This is a genomic window from Devosia sp. FJ2-5-3 (assembly GCF_029201545.1).
Lineage (GTDB): Bacteria > Pseudomonadota > Alphaproteobacteria > Rhizobiales > Devosiaceae > Devosia.
Genome location: NZ_CP104007.1, coordinates 1420283 through 1439154 on the forward strand (window position 1 = coordinate 1420283; position 18872 = coordinate 1439154).

General features: G+C 61.8%; 17 protein-coding genes. 15 read left to right on the forward strand and 2 right to left on the reverse strand.

The annotated features are described in order from the left end of the window. Positions 1–90 precede the first annotated feature (90 nt). The 6 genes from N0P34_RS06850 (at position 91) to N0P34_RS06875 (ending at position 7839) form a co-directional block, all read left to right on the forward strand. Complete coding sequence (locus N0P34_RS06850) at positions 91–1008, forward strand: sugar ABC transporter permease (protein WP_275606269.1); 918 nt, start codon at positions 91–93, stop codon at positions 1006–1008. Further along, complete coding sequence (locus N0P34_RS06855; protein WP_275606270.1) at positions 1005–1847, forward strand: carbohydrate ABC transporter permease; 843 nt, start codon at positions 1005–1007, stop codon at positions 1845–1847. Before N0P34_RS06850 ends, N0P34_RS06855 begins: the two co-directional genes overlap by 4 nt. A 50-nt stretch (positions 1848–1897) precedes the next feature. After that, the gene (locus tag N0P34_RS06860; RefSeq protein ID WP_275606271.1) at positions 1898–3178 is read left to right on the forward strand and encodes an extracellular solute-binding protein; all 1281 of its coding nucleotides are present in this window, start codon (positions 1898–1900) and stop codon (positions 3176–3178) included. A 160-nt stretch (positions 3179–3338) separates the two neighbouring features. Beyond that, on the forward strand, positions 3339–6047 hold the full coding sequence (locus N0P34_RS06865; RefSeq protein WP_275606272.1) for a sugar-binding domain-containing protein: 2709 nt from the start codon (positions 3339–3341) through the stop codon (positions 6045–6047). Beyond that, positions 6044–7102: a sn-glycerol-3-phosphate ABC transporter ATP-binding protein UgpC gene (gene ugpC, locus N0P34_RS06870; protein WP_275606273.1), complete on the forward strand. Its 1059-nt coding sequence runs from the start codon at positions 6044–6046 to the stop codon at positions 7100–7102. The genes N0P34_RS06865 and ugpC overlap by 4 nt, the downstream gene beginning before the upstream one ends. A gap of 182 nt (positions 7103–7284) precedes the next feature. Next, positions 7285–7839, forward strand: a complete 555-nt coding sequence (locus N0P34_RS06875) for a flavin reductase family protein (protein WP_275606274.1) — start codon at positions 7285–7287, stop codon at positions 7837–7839. Between the two features lie 19 nt (positions 7840–7858). On the opposite strand, the gene N0P34_RS06880 is transcribed toward N0P34_RS06875, so the two are convergent. Continuing rightward, positions 7859–8752 carry an SDR family oxidoreductase gene (locus tag N0P34_RS06880; RefSeq protein ID WP_275606275.1) on the reverse strand — a complete coding sequence of 298 codons (894 nt, stop codon included), beginning with the start codon at positions 8750–8752 and terminating at the stop codon, positions 7859–7861. 279 nt (positions 8753–9031) lie between these two features. Here N0P34_RS06880 and N0P34_RS06885 point away from each other — a divergent pair, with 279 nt between their 5' ends. The 9 genes from N0P34_RS06885 to N0P34_RS06925 all read left to right on the forward strand — a co-directional run bounded on the left by N0P34_RS06885 (position 9032) and on the right by N0P34_RS06925 (position 18341). Then, positions 9032–10321 carry a sugar ABC transporter substrate-binding protein gene (locus N0P34_RS06885; protein ID WP_275606276.1) on the forward strand — a complete coding sequence of 430 codons (1290 nt, stop codon included), beginning with the start codon at positions 9032–9034 and terminating at the stop codon, positions 10319–10321. A 61-nt stretch (positions 10322–10382) separates the two neighbouring features. Beyond that, complete coding sequence (locus N0P34_RS06890) at positions 10383–11276, forward strand: sugar ABC transporter permease (protein WP_275606277.1); 894 nt, start codon at positions 10383–10385, stop codon at positions 11274–11276. Next, entirely contained in the window at positions 11273–12133 is an 861-nt protein-coding gene (locus tag N0P34_RS06895; RefSeq protein WP_275606278.1) for a carbohydrate ABC transporter permease, read from the forward strand. The genes N0P34_RS06890 and N0P34_RS06895 overlap by 4 nt, the downstream gene beginning before the upstream one ends. Further along, positions 12130–13005: an ROK family protein gene (locus tag N0P34_RS06900; protein WP_275606279.1), complete on the forward strand. Its 876-nt coding sequence runs from the start codon at positions 12130–12132 to the stop codon at positions 13003–13005. The genes N0P34_RS06895 and N0P34_RS06900 overlap by 4 nt, the downstream gene beginning before the upstream one ends. Beyond that, entirely contained in the window at positions 13002–13751 is a 750-nt protein-coding gene (locus N0P34_RS06905; protein ID WP_275606280.1) for a GntR family transcriptional regulator, read from the forward strand. The genes N0P34_RS06900 and N0P34_RS06905 overlap by 4 nt, the downstream gene beginning before the upstream one ends. A 19-nt stretch (positions 13752–13770) precedes the next feature. Further along, on the forward strand, positions 13771–14565 hold the full coding sequence (locus N0P34_RS06910) for a sugar isomerase domain-containing protein (protein ID WP_275606281.1): 795 nt from the start codon (positions 13771–13773) through the stop codon (positions 14563–14565). Between the two features lie 220 nt (positions 14566–14785). Continuing rightward, on the forward strand, positions 14786–15931 hold the full coding sequence (gene crtY, locus N0P34_RS06915; RefSeq protein WP_275606282.1) for a lycopene beta-cyclase CrtY: 1146 nt from the start codon (positions 14786–14788) through the stop codon (positions 15929–15931). Further along, complete coding sequence (locus N0P34_RS06920; protein WP_275606283.1) at positions 15928–17418, forward strand: phytoene desaturase; 1491 nt, start codon at positions 15928–15930, stop codon at positions 17416–17418. The genes crtY and N0P34_RS06920 overlap by 4 nt, the downstream gene beginning before the upstream one ends. Next, positions 17415–18341 (forward strand): phytoene/squalene synthase family protein, encoded by a 927-nt coding sequence (locus tag N0P34_RS06925; protein WP_275606284.1) that lies wholly within the window; start codon positions 17415–17417, stop codon positions 18339–18341. Before N0P34_RS06920 ends, N0P34_RS06925 begins: the two co-directional genes overlap by 4 nt. On the opposite strand, the gene N0P34_RS06930 is transcribed toward N0P34_RS06925, so the two are convergent. After that, positions 18338–18865, reverse strand: coding sequence for a sterol desaturase family protein (locus N0P34_RS06930; RefSeq protein WP_275606285.1), 528 nt, complete (start codon positions 18863–18865; stop codon positions 18338–18340). The genes N0P34_RS06925 and N0P34_RS06930 overlap by 4 nt on opposite strands. Positions 18866–18872: the final 7 nt, after the last annotated feature.

The following is an 18872-nucleotide window of genomic DNA, read 5'->3' on the forward strand; positions in this document are numbered from 1 at the left end:
GATCAGCGTGCCCGGCACAACAGCGCGCGCTGCCTCTTGACAGGCGGATCAAACATCAGATTATTTAATCCCAGAAACCGGAGGATTGGCATGGCATCGGGCCACGCTGGGAAGACACTGCACCGCATGCGCCGCGACAACGCCTTTTATCTGGCGGTCGCGCCCTTCCTGCTCGTCTTCCTCGTGTTCTCGGTCTTCCCGGTGATCTTCTCGCTCTATCTCGGCTTCAATCGCTGGGATGGGTTTTCCGACCCGCAATGGGTCGGGTTCGAGAACTATGCCCGCGCCCTGCGCGATCCCGTGTTCCAGAAGGCGATCGGCAACACGATTTTCATGTGGTTCTGGTCGACCGTGCTGACCGTGCTCCTGGCGCTGGTCATCGCCGTCCTCGTCAACGACTACGTCGCCTTCGGCAAAAGCTATTTCCGCATGGTCTTCCTGTTGCCGCTGCTGGTGGCGCCGGCCATCGCGGCAATCGTCCTGCGCATGTTCTTTTCGGCCAATGGCGGCATCGTCAATCTGCTCTCCGGCGCCATGAGCGGCACGCCGAGCTATTTCGACTGGCTGGGCTCTGAAGCCTGGATCAAGCCGCTGGTGGTCCTCCTCGTCATCTGGCGCTGGACCGGCTGGTACATAATCATCTTCATGGCCGCTCTGCAGTCCATTCCGCGCGATATCTATGAGGCCGCGCGCATGGATGGCGTCGGGCGCTGGGCCATCTTCTCCCGCATCACCCTGCCGCTGCTGCTCCCCGCCATCGCCTTCGCCACCATCACCGCGACCCTTGGTGGCCTCCAGATGTTCGATGAGCCCTATGTTCTCACCCAGGGCATGGGCGGCACCAATAACTCGGCGACGACGCTGGGCATGTACCTTTTCGCCACTGCCTTCACGCGCCTCAATTTCGGGCTGGGCTCGGCCGTCTCCTGGTACATCTTTGCCGCGGTCGTCATCCTCACCCTTGTCTATCAGGCCGGCCTCAAGCGCCTGCGCGGGGCGAGCGCATGATCCAGATGCTCCGCAATCGCGAAAAGCGCTTCAACCTTGTCATCACCCTGGTGCTGCTGGCGCTCAGCATCTTCTTCATCCTGCCGCTCTACTGGACGGCCGTTTTCGCCACGCGCACCCTCAACGAGGTGTTCCAGTTCCCGCCGCCCCTGTGGTTCGGCGACAATATCGTCCAGAACTACAAGAACATCGAAGCGGTGTTCCCGCCCTTCCGGCCGATCCTCAATTCCCTCATCGTGGCGGTGCCCAAAACCATCGGGCTCGTGCTGGTCAGTGCACTGGCCGGTTATGGCCTCGCGCGCTACACGCGCGCGCCCGGCTACAAGATGATCCTCGTCGTCACCTTCGCGACCCTCTTCTTTCCCCCCTCGCTGGCGCTGATCCCGTTCTTTCTGCAGATGAACGCTCTGGGCTGGCTCAACACCTATTGGCCGCTCATCATCCCCGCGCTGGCCTCGGGCTTTGGCGTCGTCTGGATGTACACTTATATCGGCTCTACCGTGCCCAAGGAGCTTTACGAAGCCTCCGAGATGGACGGCGCCAAGGGGCTCTCCACCTTCTTCTTCGTGGTCCTGCCGATCATCCGGCCCGGGCTTGCAGCGCTGTCGGTGTGGACGCTGATCAGCACCTGGAACGACTTCCAGATCCCGCTCGTGGTGCTCAGCGACGGCAGCAAGTTCACCGTGCCGCTGGCGCTCACCACGCTCTCGACCACCCATTATTCCGACATGCCGGCGGTGATGCTCGCCACGCTGATGGGCCTTGTGCCGGTCTTCATCCTGTTCGGCCTGCTGAGCCGCCAATTTATCGCCGGGCTGACCGCCGGGTCGGTCAAATAAACCAATTGCCGCGGGGAGCGGCAGGACACTGCAAAGGGAGGATTTGCACCATGAAGACTATTCTGAAAGGACTTGCGGCCCTGGCGCTGGCCAGCATCGTCTCGTTGCCTGCCATCGCCCAGGACGCGCCGGATACCAGCATTTCCGGCACGATCAATGTGCTGACCTGGCCCAATAATGACCGCACCTTCCAGGCGCTTTTGCCCTCGTTCAACGCGGTCTATCCGAACATTACCGTCAATGTTCAGGGCATTCCGCAGGCCAACAGCGCCTATCTCAACGCTGTGCAGCGCGCCATGCTGGCCGGCGGCGGCACCGACGTGGCCATGATCGAGATCGGCATGATGGCGCTCCTGCGTGACAAGCCCCAATGGGTCGATCTCTCGCAGGCGCCCTATAATGCCGGTGAGTTCATCGATGATTTCGCTGGCTTCACCGTCGCCAATGTCACCCTGCCGGATGGCAAGATCTCCGCTCTCCCCAAGCACACCGGCCCGGGCGGCATGTTCTACCGCTCCGACATTTTCGCCGAAGCGGGCCTCCCGACCGATCCCGCCGAAGTCGGCGCGCTCTTTGCCGATTGGGACGCCTTTATTGCCGAGGGCCAGAAGCTGGTCATTCCCAATGAGCGCTGGGTGATCGGCAATGGCGAGGAAATCGTCCGCGCCATGATGGCTCAGGCGGGTGTCAGCTATTTCAGCGCCGAGGGCGAATTCCAGATCGATGATCCGATCTTCACGACCGCCCTCGAAAAGGTCAAGGAAGCCGCCGATGCGGGCATGATCTCGCCCTTCACCGCCTGGAGCCCGGAATGGCAGGGTGCCTTCCAGCGCGGTCAGCTCGCGACTGCTCTCTACGGCAACTGGTTCGGCGGCCTCTTGAAGCGCGCCTATGCCACCGATCAGGAAGGCAAATGGGCCATTACCCAGGTGCCTGGCGTCGATGGCAATCGCTCCTTCAACTCGGGCGGCGACTATATCGGTATTCTTGAGGGCAGCCAGAACAAGGAAGCCGCCTGGGCCTTCATCCATTGGGTCGTCACCAATGACGAGAGCCTCAAGCAGCAATACCAGAACGACGATCTCTTCCCCGCCTACACCCCGGCCACGCAGTCGGAGTGGATCAATTTCGAAGATCCCTATTATGGCGGCCAGAACGTCAACGAGGTTTTTGCCCCGATCCAGGCCGAGATGGTCCCGTTCACCCTCAACGCACTCGATCCCGTCGCCGCAACGGCCATGGGCACGGCCATCAACAACGTCGCCCGCGGCGTTCAGAGCGTCGAAGAAGCGCTCGCCGCCGTGAAGGCCGAAGTCGAAGCGCAGATGTAGGGGCGTCGACCCCCACCTAACCTCCCCCTTCTCAGGGGGAGGGACCTATCGAGTTTGCCGAAACCATCCCGCCCACTGAACGACTCCTCCCCCTCTCAGGGGGAGGTTGGGTGGGGGTTACTCTTGGCAACCAGACACCGACTTCAAGAAGAAGGCTCTCATGCTCACCTCTATCTCCCTCGAAGGCGAATGGGCCTTTGCACTTGATCCCGACAGCTGCGGGGAGGCCGAGCATTGGTTCAAGGCCGATCTCTCCGACACCATCCAGCTGCCCGGCAGCGTCGACGAGGCGCAAAAGACCCCACTCTCGACCAATCGCACCATGGCCCATCTCAGCCGCCGCCATCCCTATGTCGGCAAGGCCTGGTACGCCAAAACCATTGAGATTCCCGAGGGGCTGGACGACCACTATTTTCACATCGCCCTCGAGCGCCCGCATGGCGAGGTCAATATCTGGGTCGATGGCTATAAGCTCGGGCGCGACGAAAGCCTGTCCACGGCCGTGCGCATGCTCATCGGCAAGCTCGCGCCGGGGCCGCACAAGATCGTCATGATGATCGACAATGCTCGCTTCGAGGCCGTGGGCGAGGCGATCATTCGGGATCACGCCCTCATGGGCGACGTCGCCCACTCCAAAACCGAGCACACCCAGACCAATTGGAACGGCGTCGTCGGCTTTCTCCGCATCGAGGCCGCCCGCGCCTCCATCGCCCGTGTCGATGTCTACGCCCCCAGCCGCGATATCACCATCAAGGTCGAACTCGATGCTTTCGACCCCGACATTCGCTTCCCTACTTTCTGGACCGAGACGCATCAGGACGAGTTGGTGCTCAGTTTTCACATTGCGGGCCGAAATGAGCCTCTCAACGTTAGCAGTCTGCTAGCAGTTGACAGCGCATTTGTGACTTTTGAGCAGACCATCACGCTGCCCGATGACGCCGCGCTCTGGGACGAATTCGACCCTGTCGTCCATCGCCTCACCGTCGAATGGCTGCGGGATGGCGTCGCTCAAGATCGCCGCGAAACCACTTTCGGCATTCGAAATTTTACCCGCGATGGCCGCCATCTCAAGCTCAATGGCCGCACTGTTTTCCTGCGTGGCACGCTCGAATGCGCCATTTTCCCGCTCACCGGCTATCCCCCCCCCGATCACGCCGGCTGGGAAAAAGTCTTCGGTACTGCAAAGGCTTACGGCCTCAATCACATCCGCTACCACTCCTGGTGCCCGCCCAAAGCAGCCTTCGAAGTCGCCGATCGGCTGGGCATGCTGCTCCACGTCGAAACCCCAGTCTGGCCGGTCCTCGGCGCCGATCCCGCGCTGGATCGCTATATCCACGCAGAGGCCGAGCGGATCATCCGGGACTACGGCAACCACCCAAGCTTTGTCATGCTTTGCGTGGGTAATGAGGTGAACGGGCGGGGCCTCCATGCCTTCCTCGAACGCTTCATCGACAAGTGGAAAAAGGCTGACAGTAGAAGGCTTTATACCGGGGGCTCCGGCTGGCCGACCACCCAACGCGCCGACTATGTGTCCAAGCCCGAACCGCGCAATCAGCGCTGGGGCGAGGGGCTGGATGGTCGCCTCAACGCCCGCGCTCTGGAGACAAGAACCGACTGGTCCGACTGGGTGGCCTCCGTGCCCATGGCGCTGGTCAGCCACGAGATCGGCCAGTGGTGCGTCTTCCCAAATCTCGAGGAAATCTCGAAATATTCCGGCGTCCTCGAAGCGCGTAACTTCCTGACGATCAAGGAGGATCTGGAAGCCAAGGGGCTCGGCCATCTCGCGCACGACTACCTTATGGCCAGCGGCACGCTGCAGACCCAGCTCTATAAGGAAGAGATGGAGGCCGCGCTCCGCACCCGCGATATGGCGGGCGTGCAATTGCTGGGCCTCCAGGATTTTTCCGGGCAGGGCACGGCGCTTGTCGGCGTCGTCGACGCGTTCTGGGATGAAAAGCCCTATGTGACGCCATCCCAATTCCGCGAATTCTGCGCGCCGATTGTCCCGCTGCTGCGTGCCGACGGTTTTGTGCTGACCCAAGGGGCTCGTTTCACCGGCCTTGCCCAGCTCGCGCAGTTCGCCGGCGAGGATATTGAAAACGTTGAATTATCCTGGTCGCTACAGGATGGGGCAGGGCATGTGGTCCGCAGCGGCACTCTATCGGCAGGCCGCCTTGCCACCGGCCAGCTGCACGATATCGGCGAAATCATCATCGATACGACAGGTCTTCCGGCTGCGGCACGATATGAACTGGTTCTGGCCCTCGACGGCACCGAATATCGCAATCGCTGGGGGCTGTGGGTCATGCCGGCCGCCGCCGGGACACATACCCTGCCGATCGTTACTGCGCTCGACGCTGCCGCCCTCGACCGCATCGCAGCAGGGGAATCGCTTGTGCTGTCGCCGCCGCCCGAAACCCTGAGGCCAAACAGCATTCTGGGGCACACAGCGGCGTTCTGGAACACGCTCTGGACCGACGGGCAGGCCCCGCATACGCTTGGCCTGCTTGTCGACAGCCAGCACCCACTTTTTGAGGAGTTTCCATCGGCAGATCACACCGACTGGCATTGGTGGGAATTGACCCATCTGCGACGGGCTTTCGACATGCAAGGCCTCAAAAACAAGGCGATTGTTCGTGTTGTCGATGACTGGAATAGCAATCGAGACCTCGTTCTCTGCGCTGAAATGCGTCTCGGCCAAGGCCGACTTATCCTCGTGGCCTTCGATCTCGAGCATAATCTCGACGACCGGCCGGTGGCGCGCACGTTCCGCGCTGCCTTGGCATCCTATTTAAATGGTCAGGCCATTGAGGCGCCGGAGGTGACAAGGCAGACAATCCTCGATTGGTGGGAGGGCGTACGGCAATGAGTGCCATCGAACTGTGCCAGGTGCGCAAATCCTATGGGGTGACGCCGGTGATCCATGGCGTCGACCTCAGTGTGGAAAAGGGCGAGTTCATCGTCTTTGTCGGCCCCTCAGGCTGCGGCAAGTCCACGCTTCTGAGGATGATTGCGGGGCTTGAGGAGATTTCCGAAGGCGAAGTCCGCATCGATGGCGAAGTGGTCAACGAGATCGAGCCCGCAAGGCGCGGGCTCTCCATGGTTTTTCAGTCTTATGCCCTTTATCCCCACATGAGTGTGGCGGGAAACATGAGTTTCGGCCTGCGCATGACGGGTACCTCCAAGGCGGAGACCGAGCGGCGGGTGAAGGAAGCGGCGGCGATCCTGCAGCTTGAGCCGCTGATGAAGCGCAAGCCGAGCCAGCTCTCCGGTGGCCAACGGCAGCGCGTCGCCATCGGCCGCGCCATCGTCCGCCAGCCCAAGGCTTTCCTGTTCGATGAGCCGCTATCGAACCTCGATGCAGAGCTGCGCGTCGCCATGCGGGTTGAAATTGCCAAGCTCCATCAAGACCTTGGCTCGACCATGATCTATGTCACCCATGACCAGGTCGAAGCCATGACCCTTGCCGATCGCATCGTCGTGCTGCGCGCCGGGCGGATTGAGCAGGTCGGCACACCCGGTGACCTCTATGCCGATCCGGACAATGTCTTCGTGGCCGGCTTCATCGGCTCGCCGCGCATGAACCTTCTCAATGGCACCAGCGACGGCAAGGTCGTTTCGATCAGCGATCTCACCTTCGCGCCGGCTTTGAACGGGCCCTTGCCTGTGGGGCCGGTAACCATTGGCCTGCGCCCGGAACAATTCGACAGTGCCGAAGGCGAATTGGGCACTTTATCCGTATCCGTCGATGTCGTCGAAAACCTCGGCGGTACATCTATCGTCCACGGCCGCCTCGACGAAGGGCAAATTGTTCTTGTCGAACAAAGGGGTAAGACCCGCGCCAGAGCACAGGACAAGTTTACCGCGCCGTTTGCGCTGGCCGAGGCGCTGATCTTTGACGCGTCTGGTCAAAGGGTGCGGTGATCGCCGCTCCAGCAGACCCAGTTCCAACGACAGATGCCAACCGATCCTAATTCTATAAATTTTGTAGACTTAATTACCCTGCGGGGCGGCAACTTCGAAAAGCTTTGTTTCGTCGGCCGCTCCCCCGATCCCGGGACCTCCCCTAAGCTGGTGACATATCATCACGAAGACGGAGGCCATCCATGTCGGTCGTTGATCTTGCCGCCTATCTCCCCAATCGGAACCCAGCTGTTCCCGTGCCTGATTTCAAGAGCGCCATGCGCAGTCTGGCAGGCGCTGTCAGCGTCATAACACTTGGAAAAGGCCCCAGCCGTACCGGCTTTACCGCCACTTCGGTCTCGTCTTTTTCCACCGAGCCACCCACGCTTTTGGTCAGCCTGAACATGGGCTCATCCTCCTGGGCAGCCCTGCGCGACGAAGGGGCATTCGCGGTCAATATTCTGGCACACGATCAGGCGGCGGTGGCCGACAGGTTCGCCGGACGAGGCGGCATCAGGGGCAATGACCGCTATGTGGGCTGGGAGTGGAGCCGGCTGGAAACCGGAACCCTGGGACTCGATGACGCCGTGGCAGTCATCGATTGCGAACTCGATGAGGCCATTGAACGACACACGCACGCGATTCTTCTCGGACGGGTGAGGGGCGTCAAAGTATCTCCGGCACGCCAGCCTTTGCTTTATTGGTCAGGCGCTTATCAGGTGCTGAAGCCGGGGCAGGAGGGCAGCAGCGCTCGGTGAGCGCCGCCATATCGGGTGTTCAGGCGATGCCCTTGCCGCCGGTGACTCCGAAGATTTCACCGGTGATGTAGCTGCCTTCCTGAGAGGCGAGAAGCACATAGATCGGCGCCAGTTCGACCGGCTGGCCCGGTCGCCCGAAGGCGCTGTTCTCCCCGAATTTCACCACCTTTTCAGGAAATTGGCCGCCGCTGGGCTGCAGCACGGTCCAGAACGGGCCGGGCGCTACGCCATTGACGCGAATACCCTTTTCGATCAGCTGCTCGGCGAGCGCCTTGGTGTAGGCGACGATGCCGGCCTTGGTGGTGGCGTAGTCGAGGAGATCGGCGGAGGGCTGGTAGGCCTGCACCGAGGTCGTGTTGATGATCGATGCGCCGGGCGGCAGGTGCGGAACCGCAGCCCGCGTCAGCCAGTGCAGCGCATAGAGATTGGTCTTCATCGTCTTGTCGAAGTCTTCGCTGGTCACGTCATCAACCGACTTCCGCGCCTGCTGGCGAGCGGCATTGATGACGAGAATATCGAGGCCGCCGAGTTGCTTGACCGCAGCCGCAACGATGGAGTTACAGGTCTCTTCCTTGGAGATATCCCCCGGAAGCGCCACCCCCTTGGTTCCGGCCCTTTCGATATAGCCTATGACCTCGTCCGCATCCTCCATCTCCTCGGGCAGGAAATTGATCGCGACGTCAGCACCCTCCCGCGCGAAGGCAATTGCGGCGGCCCTGCCGATGCCTGAGTCGCCTCCGGTGATGAGGGCTTTGCGGCCCAGCAGCCTGCCAAAGCCCGAATAGCTCTCCTCGCCATGGTCCGGCGCCGGTTTCATCTTGTTGACCAGGCCCGGACGCTCCTGCTCCTGGCGGGGGAAGGGCGGGGCTGGATATTGATGGCGCGGGTCCTGCATGGTGAAACGGTCGGTCATATCTGCCTCCAAAGGAATCTGGATGGCCAATGCGTGAGGCGAAGCCGACGTTCCCGTTCATCTCATGGATCGACGGTCACAACTCGTTTCCAGGCTATGGGCAGCGCGGCAGACCAGAGCAATCCTCGGCTCCCCTGGAGCGTGCAAATCGTATTCTTGGCGTGCGCGCTATTCCAGCGCCACTCACATAACAGACCTCTTGCCCAAGTCGTTATAACGTCATAACACTAGGACGTGTTGCGGTTTGGAGAAGCCGCGCACGGAGGATGGGAGAATACGATGAACGCAAGCAAGGGCTTGAACCTGGCGCTTTTTGGCGCGCTGCTGATGGCAACGACCGCACCGATCCAGGCCGCAGAAATTTCATTTCTGACGCATTGGGGACCGGATACGGTCGCGCAGCTGGATGCCGCGATCGACAAGTACGAAGCCGCAAATCCGGGCGATACCATTACCGTTCGCGCGGTCCCCTTCGGGGATCTGCTGACGACGCTGCGCACTTCGGGTGGTGGCGCGGGCGGCGCAACCATTGCCGGCATCTACGATGCCTGGCTGCCGGATCTGGTGCGGGACAGCCTCGTCAGCGCAGCGCCCGAGGCGATCGCCAGCGATACCAGGGCCAACTGGCCAGAAGGTGTGGTTTCAGCGGCTTCTGCCGGTGGATCGCTCTACGGCATTCCCAATGAAATCGACGTCTATGCGTTGAACTACAACAAGCGTCTGTTTGAGGAAGCCGGCATCGCCGAGCCCCCAAAGACCTGGGACGAGTTCCTCGCAGCGGCCGAAAAGCTGACCGACAAGTCCAAGGGTCAGCAGGGCTTTGGCCTCATCAATTCCTGGGCGGCAGGCGTGCTGCACCCCTTCGCATCGCTCCTCGTGTCCAATGGCGGTGATCTCATCGTCGACGGCAAGCCGGTGCTCGACAGCCAGGCTGCCAAGGAGACGTTCGAGCTCTACGAAAAGCTGATCACCTCGGGCTATGCCGATCCGGCCATGGCCACCGCCGATGCCAACACCACTGGCCCGTTCCTCGACAATTTCGTCTCGGGCAAGACCGGCATGATCATCATGGCGAACTGGTGGGAGTCCGCGCTCAAGGCCGGTATGGGCGATGCTTTTGCCGACGTGGCAACGGCGCCGATCCCGGTCGGTCCATCGGGCGACAAGGCGCGCTCGATTTCCTATTCCTGGATGACTGTCGTCAATGCGCAGGCATCGGCGGAAGAACAGGATGCTGCCTGGAAGTTCCTGTCCTGGCTGAACGGGCCGGATTCGGGCGAAGATGGTGCTTCGGCCATGGGCGAGATTCTCATGTCGATGGGCATCCTGCCGTCCCGCACATCCGATGGCGTGGCCTTCGCCGAGCGTCTCAACGACCCCTTCCTTGAGGGCTATACCCAGACCCTTTCCGACGCCAAGCCGTTCCCGGTGGTGCTGGGCGGACAGGAATTCTCGGAATCGTTGCAGCAGACGCTGGAGGCCCTGCAGTTCGGCCAGGTTTCCGCCGCCGATGCCCAGGCAAATGCCCAGGCCGACGCGACCGAAATCCTCGAGCGCAACGCGCAGTAGGCGATGATTTGAGACAGGCGGGGCCCTGGTCCCGTCTGTCCGTTTCCCAGGCAGTTTCCGGATGATTGGCCGCACTTCCCGCTCCGCTATCGGCATGCTTGCGCCTGCCACGGGGCTCATCGCCATCTTTGTCTTCGTTCCCATGGCGCTGACCATCGGGCTGAGCTTCACCCAATGGTCGACCCAGACGGGGTTCGACACGGCACGATTTGTCGGGCTGGCCAATTTCGCCGATCTCTTCGGGCCGACCTCAATTGGGCGCGATTTTCGCGCGGCCTTCACCAACACCGCGCTCTACACCGCCTTGTCTGTCGCGCTGATCCTGCCGCTTTCGGTCATTCTGGGGTTGATGGTCCATCAGACATTTGCGCCGGGCGGCATCGTTCTGCGAACCGTGCTGTTCTCGACCTATATGGTGCCGATGATCGCGGTGGCGCTGGTCTGGTCCAAGCTCTATTCGCCGACCGAAGGGCCGTTCAACCAGATGCTGGGCTGGGTCGGCATACCGCCGCAAACTTGGTTGTCGTCACCCAATACGGCGCTTTTTTCCATCGTCCTCCTCAATGTCTGGCAACAGGTCGGCTACTTCACGGTCCTCGCCGTTGCTGGCCTGACGCAGATCCCGACGACGCTTTATGAAGCGGCGCGGGTGGACGGCGCGTCGGCCTGGTTGCAGTTCTGGAAGATCACCCTGCCGCTGATGCGCAATACGCTGCTGTTTTCGGCCGTCATCGCGGTCATCAATGCGGTGCAGGTGTTCGAGCCGGTGGCTCTGATCACCCAGGGTGGACCAGTCAATTCCACCAATGTCATGACCTATCATATCCGCCGCGTCGGCATTGAGCGGGCGCAGGGTGGCCTTGGTTCGGCCATGGCGGTGACGCTGATGCTGTCGCTGATCGTGGTCATCGTCCTGCTCTTCGCCTTCTTCCGGGATCGGGAGGAACAACGATGAGCAGCACCAAGCGTCCCTATCGTCGCTATCCGGCCAATTGGAAGTCGTCGCTCCTGTCGCTCGCTATCCTCGTGATTGCGGTTGCCGCTGCCTTTCCGCTGGTGTGGATGGTGCTCTCGAGCCTCAAAACGCCGGCCGAAAGCATGCAGGTGCCGCCGGTGTGGCTGCCGGGCTCGCCCAATTTCGACGCCTATTTCGAGGTCTCCGAGGTCGTCAGCCTGGGGCGGTCCTTCCTCAATTCGGCGTTCATCGCACTGGTGACCACGATTGCCATCGTGGTGACGAGCCTGATGGCCGGCTATGCCTTTGCCAAATACAGTTTCGCCGGCCGCGACTGGCTGTTCGCAGCGCTGATCGCGACCATGTTCCTGCCGCCCATCGTCACCCTGATCCCGCTCTATCGGATGACCGGCTATCTCGGGATCAATGCCAATCTGTTGGGCGTCGTGGTGCCGCACCTGGCCAATGCCTTCGGCATCTTCCTGATGCGCCAATATATCAAGGGCGTTCCCAACGATCTCATCGACGCGGCTAGGGTGGATGGGGCGTCTGAGGTGACCATCCTCTTCAAGATCGTGGCCCCGGCGGTCATGCCGGCCATTGCCGCGCTGACGCTCTTCGCCTTCGTCTATCACTGGAACAGCTATCTCTGGCCGCTCACGGTCCTGCAAGGCAATACCGACCAATACCCCATCGTCATCTCGCTCTCCCGGCTCCTGAGCTATAATCGCGGGGCGATGAACACCGGCCTCGTCATGGCTGGCGCAACGTTGGCCGTGCTGCCGCCTGTGGTGCTCTTCGTCTTCCTCCAGCGCTTTTTCGTCGACTCCATCATGGCGACCGGGGTGAAGGGATGAGCGCGATCCTCGCGATTGACCTTGGGGGAACACGGTGCCGCATCGGGCTGGCACAAGGAGCCAATCCGGCCGGTGTGGACCTGCTTGAGGATGTGGCGGCGCCAAAAACGCGCGATGACTTTATGGCGCTGGTCCAGGATCGGCTGAAGCGGCACGGGGCAGGGGCCCTGGGGCTCGGCATCCCTGGCCTTGCGCGGGGATCGGTATGCCGATGGGTGCCGAACCTGCCCTATCTCGATGGTCTCGACCTTGCCGAGGCGCTGCCGGGTATTTCGATCGGGCTGGGCAATGACGCGCAGCTCAGCCTGCTTGCCGAAGTGCGTGCTGGCGCGGCGCGCGGGACGACAGATGCCGTCCTGCTCGCGGTGGGGACAGGCATCGGCTCCGCCGTTCTTGCGTCGGGCACGATCATAGCTGGCCATGCCGGTGGTGCCTGTTCCTTTGGCTGGGCCACGGCTGATCTCGCCGATCCGGGCGAGGAGGTCAGTGGCTGGCTGGAGCGACAGGCGGCTGGCAGGGCGCTCGATCATCTGGCGGCTTCGCTGAACCTGCCGAACGGTCATGCCCTGATGGAAGCGGCCCGCAAGGGCAACAGCGCGGCTCTTTCGGCTCTTCACTATCCAATCGACGCGCTGGGCGCGGCCATCGGCTCGGCGGTAGCGCTGCTCGATCCGGCGATGGTCATCATCGCCGGAGGGGTGGCGGACGCTTTCGATATTCTTGAGCCCCTGCTGCGTCCGGCGGTCGATCGCCGCCTGCCGCCGCATCTGCGCGGCGTCGCCCTGAAACCGGCCCATCACCGGTCGCGTGCAGGACTTATTGGCGCAGCCTTTGCCGGCGCGTCTGGATCCAATTGGAGGAGGACATCATGACCGACCATCCTGCTGGTCTGGTGCGTCCGGACAGACGTCGCCCCGAGCCGCTTTGGCACCAGGCGGAAATGGCGCTGCGCTATTTGATCGACCGGGGCGAGTGGGCGCCCGGCATGCAGATCCCGAATGAAGACAAGCTCTGCGAGATGCTCGGCATTTCTCGGATCACGCTTCGTCATGCGCTGCGTAACCTCGAAGAGGCCGGCATGCTGCGCCGCGAACATGGGCGGGGCACGTTCGTGCGATCTGCCACCATGGTCGCAGGCGTTCGCGGGCTGACGAGCTTTACCGACGAAATGCAGACCCTGGCGCTGTCTCCGGGCACGCGCCTGCTCGCCGCGCAGATCATCGGGGCCAGCGGCGCGACCGCCGAGGCGCTGGAAATTGCTGAGGGGGAGGACGTTGTTCAATTGCGTCGCCTCCGCCTGGGCAATGGCCAGCCTATCGGCATCCAGACCACGCATTTGCCGGCCAGTCGCGTTCCCGGCCTTTTCGAGGCGGCCTCGGAAGTGAATTCACTCTATCGCTGGCTCAAGGACAATGCCGGCATCGTCCCGGTCCGGGCCAAGGAAGTCTACCGCGTCGGTGCCGTCGCCAAGGAAGACGCCGGTGATCTCGAACTGCCCGCGGGTACGCCCGCCTTCGAGGTCGAGCGCATCACCTTCGACGCACGAAGTCCCTTTGAATTCGCGGTCTCCACCATGCGGGCCGACCGCTACGAAATCCGTTCCACTCTTTACGTATAGTCTGAAAGGCAGACCCCTCATGTCGACATTGTTCATCAGCAAGCTTGCGGCCATTGCCGAAAAAGCTGCAGGCGAAAACGAAGCGGCCTTCGAAGCCGCATCCAAGGCCATGAGCGAGACGCTCGCCAATGGCGGCCTCGTGCACCTCTACGGCTCGGGCCATTCGGTTCTTCCCGTGCAGGAAACCTACCCGCGCTACGGGTCCTATCTCGGGTTCAACCCGCTGACCGACCCGCGCGTCATGTGGCACAATATTCTGGGCGCCGGCGGCGTGCGTGAGCTGCTCTGGCTCGAGCGTACCGAGAAATACGCCGAGAAATTCCTCGACCACCAGCCGCTCAATCCCGGCGATACGATCGTCATTTTCGGCCATTCGGGCAGCAATGCATCGGGCATCGACACGGCGCTCTACGCCAAGGAGCGCGGCCTGACCGTTATCGCGATCACCGCCAAGTCCAACGCCAGCAAGCCGGCGACCCATTCGTCCGGCAAGCGCCTGCCGCACGCGTCCGACATCGTCATCGATACCGGCGCGCCGGTGGAAGATGCGATCGTCGCCATCGAAGGCTGGAGCCGTCCGGTTTCCGGTTCATCGACGGTGCTGGCCATGATCATGATGCATGAACTGGTTTCCCGCACGGCGCAGAAGCTGGCCGAGAAGGGGATCGAGTTGCCGGTGTTCGCGTCCCCGACCATTCCGGGCGTTACGCTGCACGATACCGACATCATCTATGGCCAGTATCGCGAGAAGATGCTCGACGCGCAGTCCAAGCACCTGCCGCAGTTCAAGAAGACCATGGCCAACGAGGGCTGAGGGACGCATTCGGCAATCGTTTGAGAGGGGCACGGGCGCTGGCGCGCTCGTGCCCCTTTGCGTCACGAATGACGAACGCCCCGGCCTTGGGCGATCCAAAATCGCTTGCCATGCGTAGACTATTGCACTTGCATGGTGTGGACGCGACGCGACCATCGTCGATGCGGCAGGCGGAGGGCTGGAATTGGCGGTTGCGGGGCGCGGTGTCAGGAGGCTTTTGGTGGCCGGCGGCGGATTGGCCGCTGCTCTGATCGCGCAGCGGCTCAGCCCCTTTCCCAACCTAGAAATCGTCATTCTTGAGGCCGCCAGCGAGCCTTTTGGCGAACACACCTGGTCGTTTCACCTGGCCGATGTCGGAAAGGCCGATCTTGACTGGATCGATCCGCTTGTTGCCCATCGCTGGGCCGGACAATCGGTGCGTTTTCCGGAGTTTTCCCGGCATCTTCAGTCTGGATATGCCACGCTGACGTCTCGGTCTGCCCGGGCGGCGATGTCGCGCCTCGGCAATGTGGAAATTCGCGCCGGCACAGCCGTTTCGGAGGTCTCGCCGGACAGCGTCACGCTCGATGGAGGCGAAAAGCTGCCTGCCGATTGTGTGATCGATGCCCGCGGCTATCGCAAGAGCTCTTCACTGGTGCTCGGCTATCAGAAATTTGTCGGTCTTGAGGTCGAGACGGCAGAGCCGCACGGCCTTGTCGATCCCGTCATCATGGACGCCTCGGTGGATCAGCTGGATGGCTATCGTTTCGTCTATCTCCTGCCGTTTTCGCCCACCCGCGTGCTGATTGAGGACACGCGCTATGCCGATGGCGAAAACCTCGACAAGGCCGAGCTCGAAGCCGCCATCATGGATTATGCCCGCCAGCAGGGTTGGACTGTTGCGGAGATCATTCGGCGCGAGCATGGGGTTTTGCCGATTGCGCTTGCCCATGATGCCGAGCGCTTCTGGGCGGAAGCGCCGGCCGACGTGCCGCAGGCCGGAATGCGGGCTGCGCTGTTTCATCCCACCACCGGATACAGCCTGCCCGAGGCTGTGCGCGTCGCCAATCTGGTTGCGGATGCCTGGCCCTGCAGCAGCGCGGCGCTTGCCGTCAAGATCAGGGATCACGCCCTCGCGCGGCACCGGGCGCAGCGCTTTTATCGCCTGCTCAATCGCATGCTGTTCCTCGCCGCCGAGCCGCATCGCCGACATATCGTCCTGCAGCGTTTTTACCGCCTCCCGCAGCCGCTGATCGAGCGCTTCTATGCCGGGCAAACAACTCCCGCAGACATGGCTCGCATACTGATCGGCAAGCCCCCGGTGCCGGTCCATCGCGCGCTGGCGTGCTTTTTTGAAAAACCCCTCCTATCTTCGGAGACATCGTGACGACATCAAAGACCGCAGCAGTCATCGGCGCCGGATTTGGCGGCCTGGCTCTGGCCATCCGGCTGCAGAGCGCTGGCATCAAGACGACGGTGTTCGAAAAACGCGACAAGCCGGGTGGGCGTGCCTATGTCTATACCGACGACGGCTTTACCTTCGATGCCGGGCCCACGGTGATCACCGATCCCGATTGCCTCGATCAGCTGTGGACGATTTCCGGACGCAAGATGGCGGACTATGTCACGCTGCTGCCCGTCGCGCCCTTCTATCAATTGTGCTGGGAAGACGGCTATCGGTTCGACTACGCCAATGACCAGGCCGAGATCGATCGGCAGATTGGGGCCAAATCACCCGAAGACGTCGAAGGGTACCGTAAATTCCTCGCCTATTCGGAAGACCTCTTTCGAGAGGGCTATGAGAAGCTCGGGACTGTCCCCTTTCTCAACTTCTTCTCGATGATCAAGGCCGCCCCGCAATTGATGAGGCTCGAGAGCCACCGGAGCGTCTATTCCAAGGTCAGCCAGTTCATCAAAGACGATCAGCTGCGGCAGGCCTTCAGCTTTCATTCGCTGCTGGTCGGCGGAAATCCGTTCGAAACGTCGTCGATCTATGGCTTGATCCACGCGCTTGAGCGGCGCGGTGGTGTCTGGTTCGCCAAGGGCGGCACGGGTGCGCTGATCGCCGGAATGGTCAAACTGTTTGAGGATCTGGGCGGAACGCTCGAACTCAATGCCGAGATCGACCGGATCGAGGGTGGAGCCGACACGGTTACGGGAGTTGCCCTCAAGGATGGGCGGCGTTTCAGCTTTGACCAAATCGCCTCAAACGCCGATGTGGTCCACACCTATCGCGACATGATGCGCGGCACGCAGCGTGGCGACGCCAAGGGCAAGGCGCTGGAAAAGAAGCGTTTTTCCATGTCGCTGTTCGTCGTCTATTTCGGCCTTAAGACGGAGCATCCCGAGCTGAAGCACCACATGGTGCTGTTTGGTCCGCGCTATCGCGAGCTGATCAAGGACATCTTCCACACCGATGGTCTTGCAGATGATTTCTCGCTCTATCTGCACGCGCCTTCCGTGACCGACGACAGTCTCGCCCCTCCCGGCCAGAGCGCCTATTACGTGCTGTCACCAGTCCCGCATCTGGGAACTGCCGATATCGACTGGGACGTGGTCGGCCCGCAATATCGTGACCGGATCCTCAAATACATAAACGACCGCTATATCCCGGGCCTGCTGGACGATCTTGTGACGGTGCGTCACTTCACGCCCTTTGATTTCCGTGACGAACTCAATGCGCATCTGGGATCCGCGTTTTCGATCGAGCCGATCCTGACGCAGAGCGCCTGGTTCCGGCCGCACAATCGCGATGACGTCATCGACAACATGTATATCGTCGGTGCCGGTACGCACCCGGGGGCCGGCATTCCGGGCGTCGTCGGTTCGGCGAAGGCCACGGCGGGGCTGATGATCGCGGATGCCCATGCATGAGCGACGAAATCATCAGCCGCAGCGAGGAGGCAATCGCCAAGGGGTCGCAGAGCTTTGCGGCTGCGGCGCGCCTCTTCGATCGGCAGACGCGCGATGATGCCGTCATGCTCTATGCGTGGTGCCGCCATTGCGACGATGTGATCGATGGGCAGACGCTGGGGCACGAGCAGGTCGCAGACTTCCGAAACGGCCAGCAGGCGCGGCTTGAACAGCTCCGCGCCGAGACAAGCGCGGCTTTGTTGGGTGAGGTCTCGGACAGTTATATTTTCAACGCCCTGCAGCGTGTGGTGGAGCGGCACGAGATCCCCCATCTCCACCCTCAGGAATTGCTGACCGGCTTCCAGATGGACGTGGAAGACCGTGTCTACGAAACCATCGAGGACACGCTCGAATATTGCTACCACGTTGCCGGTGTGGTCGGGGTGATGATGGCCATGATCATGGGTGTGCGGGAGCGCGACGTGCTCGACCGCGCCAGCGATCTCGGCCTTGCCTTCCAGCTCACCAATATTGCGCGCGATGTGATCGATGATGCGCGCATGGGGCGGGTCTATCTGCCCAGAGAGCTTTTGGCGCGGCACGATATCCGGGAAATCCGACCCGACGATCGCGCAGAGTGGCCAAAGCTGCACGCCGCCGCGCTTGAACTGCTGGAACTCGCCGAGGCGTACTACGCCTCTGCCTATCACGGAATGGCCGAATTGCCGCCGCGTTCGGCCTGGGCCATCGGTGCGGCCCGGCGGGTCTATCGCGCCATCGGGCAAAAATTGAGGTCAGGCGGGCCGAATGCGTGGGAGCAGCGCGTCTCTACCTCTCGCAATGAGAAGATGGCGCTTCTGCTCAAGTCCTTGGGAGATGTTGCCTGGACGCGGCTGCCAAGGCGCCAGAGCCCGCGCACCGGCCTCTGGCAGCGCCCCGCCTAGTGCGTGGCGGGGCGATCTTCGTCCTTGAGAGCCTGTGGGTCATATGAGCGCTTGTTCACTTCAAGCTCCTTGAGCAGCTTGTCGACTGGCTGGGCATAAACAAAGCCGAACGAGACGCAACCGTCCTTGCCCTGGACAGCATGGTGAAGCCTGTGCGCCTGGTAGACGCGCTTCATGTATCCCTTGCGCGGAATGTGCTTGAAGGGCCAGCGCTGGTGGACCAGTCCATCATGGAAGAAGAAGTAGAGCATCCCATAGATCGTTACGCCGAGGCCCAGCCAGGTCAGCGGCCACCAGGCAAAATGACCGAGGGCGAACATGGCGATGGCGACGCCGGCAAAGACCACGGCGTAGAGATCGTTTTTCTCCAGGGCGTCGTCATGCGGCTCATGGTGGGATTTGTGCCACCCCCAGCCCCATCCGTGCATGATGTGCTCATGCGACCAGGTGGCGAACCACTCCATGAACAGGACGGAACCAACCACGAGCCCGGTTGGCACCAGATAGTAGAGAACAGTGTCCATTCAGGCC